Here is a 3,430-nt window from a genome sequence, read left to right as displayed (position 1 = left end):
TGTATAGTGTTACGAGTATCTTGTACTTTATTGTCTCTAAAATAAAACAGTTGATAATCGGTGATTGATTATCAACTATAAGCACGACTGCCTGTCGTACAAGAAAGAGCACCTTTCGATGCTCTTATTTACTAAATTGTTCTTTTTTTATCTGATCAAAAAATGCCTTGGGATTTTCACACATCGAATGAGAGCCGCAATGTCCACAGCTACCACCACAGCTTGATTTTCCACTCTTTTTATCTTTATAAATGCTTCGACAAGCTAAACCTGCACATGCACATACAACCAATAGAACTAGAAATGTTGATAGATTCATGGAAACCCCTCCTTTTACATTATTTTACTGCAAATTCAACTTCAGCAGTATCACTTTCTTTTGATGGACGAACCAATAAATAAATTAAACCAATCAATAAGATAAATCCTACAATCGTTCCAAATCCAAAAGATCCACCATTGAATAAACTACCTAATTGATAAACAATCAGTGAACATACATAAGCGAATCCACATTGATATCCAATGGCAATCAAGAACCATTTTGTGTTGTTCATTTCACGTTTGATAGCTCCCATTGCTGCAAAACATGGAGCACACAATAAATTAAATATCATGAGTGAATAGGCAGCTAGAGGTGTAAAGCTTGCGGATAATTGTCCCCAGAATTCATTGCCCTCTTCAGCAACTTCGGCAAATCCATATAATTGTCCAAATGTTGCGACAAGATTTTCTTTCGCAATTAAACCTGTTACACTAGCAACTGCAGCTTTCCAATCGCCCCAACCAAGTGGTGAGAAGATCCATGCGAATGTTTGTCCAATTGAAGATAGAATTGAATGATCAATATCATCAACCATGCCAAATGCACCTTTTTCCCATCCAAATCCTTGTAAGAACCACAATACGATTGTAGATAATAAGATAATTGTTCCAGCCTTTTTAATAAAGCTTGAACCACGTTCCCACATACTTCTTAATACATTAACTGCACGAGGTGTGTGGTATGCTGGCATTTCCATTACGAATGGAGCAGGATCTCCGGCAAATAATTTTGTCTTCTTTAACATAATACCAGAAATAATAACAGCTGCCATACCTACAAAGTAAGCACTTGGAGCTACCCAGCTAGCACCATGGAAAATAGCACCGGCAATTAAACCAATGATTGGCATTTTTGCACCACATGGAATGAATGTTGTTGTCATGATTGTCATCTTACGATCACGATCACTTTCAATGGTACGACTTGCCATAACAGCAGGCACACCACAACCTGTACCAATCAACATAGGAATAAATGATTTTCCTGATAATCCAAACTTACGGAAAATACGGTCCATGATAAAGGCAACACGTGCCATATATCCACAATCTTCCAAGATAGCTAAGAAGAAGAATAATACTAACATCTGTGGTACAAAGCCAATAACAGCTCCTACACCACCAATAATACCATCCACAATCAATCCATGTAACCAATCTGCACATTGAATTGAAGTTAAGAAACTATCCACTGCAGGAGGAATAATTTCACCAAACAAGACATCATTTGTCCAGTCAGTTACAATAGTTCCTACTGTAGTTACTGAAATATAATATACAAACCACATTACAAGGGCAAATATTGGAAGTGCTAAAACTCGGTTAGTGACAATACGGTCGATCTTATCCGAAGTAGTTAATACTTCTTTAGATCCTTTTTTGTAACAATCTTTAATTACACTTGTGATATATGTATAACGAGCATCTGTAATAATTGATTCACTATCATCATCCATTGACTTTTCTACAGCTTCAATCACATCTGCATCTGCCTTTGACTTGATAGCTGCTTCAATCTTATCATCTCTTTCAAACAATTTAACGGCATAGAAGAAACGACGACTTGCTTCAATACTTGAAGGCAAACTTGTTTCAATTGTATTCAGTGCATTTAATACTTTACCTGCATAAATATTTTTAGCTTTACATTGCGTATTCGCTACCTTTTTTACCTCAGCCATCAACTCTTTGATTCCTGTGTTTTTCAAAGCTGAAATTGGTAATACAGGACAACCTAATTCTTTTGATAACTTTTTATAGTCAATTGTATCTTTTCTTTTTTCAATGACATCCAACATATTGATCGCAACAACTGTTGGAATACCCAACTCTAAAATTTGTGTTGTCAAAAATAAGTTTCTTTCTAAGTTAGAACCATCAATGATGTTTAAAACAACATCGACATTTCCATTTAATAAAAATTCACGAGATACAACTTCTTCCAAAGTGTATGGTGATAATGAATAAATACCTGGTAAATCGGTAATTTTAATATCTTTATCTTCCTTATACTTTCCTTCTTTTTTTTCAACTGTAACCCCTGGCCAGTTACCTACATATTGTGTAGCACCTGTTAAGCCATTAAACAATGTAGTTTTACCACAGTTCGGATTACCTGCTAATGCGACTTGAATTGACATAATTCCCTCCTATTTTTTAACTTTACTCTACTTCAATCATTTCTGCGTCGGCTTTACGAAGCGATAATTGATATCCACGAACGGTTAATTCAATAGGATCCCCTAATGGCGCTACCTTTTGAACAGTTACACTTACTCCTTTAGTAATTCCCATATCCATAATTCTTCGTTTTGTTGCTCCTTGACCCGACAATTTCTTTACAGTCACTGTTTGACCAATTGAAACTTCCTTTAAAGTCATAATTACTCCTTTCTACACCATGATCTTTCTTGCGAGTTCTTCACTAATGGCTATTCGAACTTCTTTAACATTCACAATTACATTTCCATTGGTTTTACTCACAACCACAATCACAGTCCCAGGCACAAAGCCTAAGTTTTCTAAGTGTCGTTGTTGTTCTTTAGAACCACCAATTTTCTTGATTGTATTGACCGAATTTAAATCTGCAAAAGATAATGGCATATCGAACCCTCCTGGTTAGATTCTTCTAACACAGTTAGTTTACTCTTACAATAAAGCAATGTCAACAAAAAGTTACACAAGATTAACTCGGTTTGACTATTCTAACTATTTGGTGTATTTTTTTCATTGGAGGATTAAACATATGAACTTACCAACAATCATTATATGTGTCATTTTAGTAATTATTATCTGTATTGGAATTCGTTCCACGAAAAAAAGAGCCACATCAGGATGTTGTGGTTCAAGTGAAACCATAAAAAAAGTAAGGGTAAAAGATAAAAACGAAGAGCATTACCCTTACAAAGCCGTTTTAAAAGTATATGACATTCACTGTCAAAATTGTGTTCGTACCATTGAAAATGCGTTCAATAGCCAAGAAGGCTTTTATGCCAAAGTAAACATGGAAGATAATACCGTGACTATATTATCTAAACAACAACATCCAACAGATGAATTAATCAATACTTTATCTAACGTTGGATATATTTCAAAGGCTATATAG

At 35.1% G+C, this 3,430-nt stretch carries 5 protein-coding genes; 1 reads left to right on the top strand and 4 read right to left on the bottom strand.

What is annotated here, in order from left to right; all coding sequences use genetic code 11:
- Positions 1 to 124: 124 nt before the first annotated feature.
- From ACZQCL_RS07655 to ACZQCL_RS07640, 4 genes are read right to left on the bottom strand one after another with little or no spacing between them, the layout of a single operon-like run.
- Entirely contained in the window at positions 125 to 319 is a 195-nt protein-coding gene (locus tag ACZQCL_RS07655) for a FeoB-associated Cys-rich membrane protein (RefSeq protein ID WP_117571189.1), read from the bottom strand.
- 19 nt (positions 320 to 338) lie between these two features.
- A complete protein-coding gene (gene feoB / locus ACZQCL_RS07650) occupies positions 339 to 2,465 on the bottom strand; it encodes a ferrous iron transport protein B (protein WP_482482587.1) in 2,127 nt (708 codons plus the stop codon).
- A 22-nt stretch (positions 2,466 to 2,487) separates the two neighbouring features.
- Entirely contained in the window at positions 2,488 to 2,706 is a 219-nt protein-coding gene (locus ACZQCL_RS07645) for a FeoA family protein (protein WP_117925775.1), read from the bottom strand.
- Between the two features lie 12 nt (positions 2,707 to 2,718).
- Positions 2,719 to 2,928 carry a FeoA family protein gene (locus tag ACZQCL_RS07640; RefSeq protein ID WP_117571186.1) on the bottom strand — a complete coding sequence of 70 codons (210 nt, stop codon included), beginning with the start codon at positions 2,926 to 2,928 and terminating at the stop codon, positions 2,719 to 2,721.
- A 142-nt stretch (positions 2,929 to 3,070) separates the two neighbouring features.
- On the opposite strand from ACZQCL_RS07640, the gene ACZQCL_RS07635 reads away from it, so the two are divergent.
- Complete coding sequence (locus ACZQCL_RS07635) at positions 3,071 to 3,430, top strand: heavy-metal-associated domain-containing protein (protein WP_418520414.1); 360 nt, start codon at positions 3,071 to 3,073, stop codon at positions 3,428 to 3,430.

The sequence above is a fragment of the Holdemanella sp. genome (assembly GCF_056804935.1).
The sequence above is the reverse complement of the archived record's forward strand: the minus strand, read 5'-3'. Positions and strand labels throughout refer to the sequence as shown.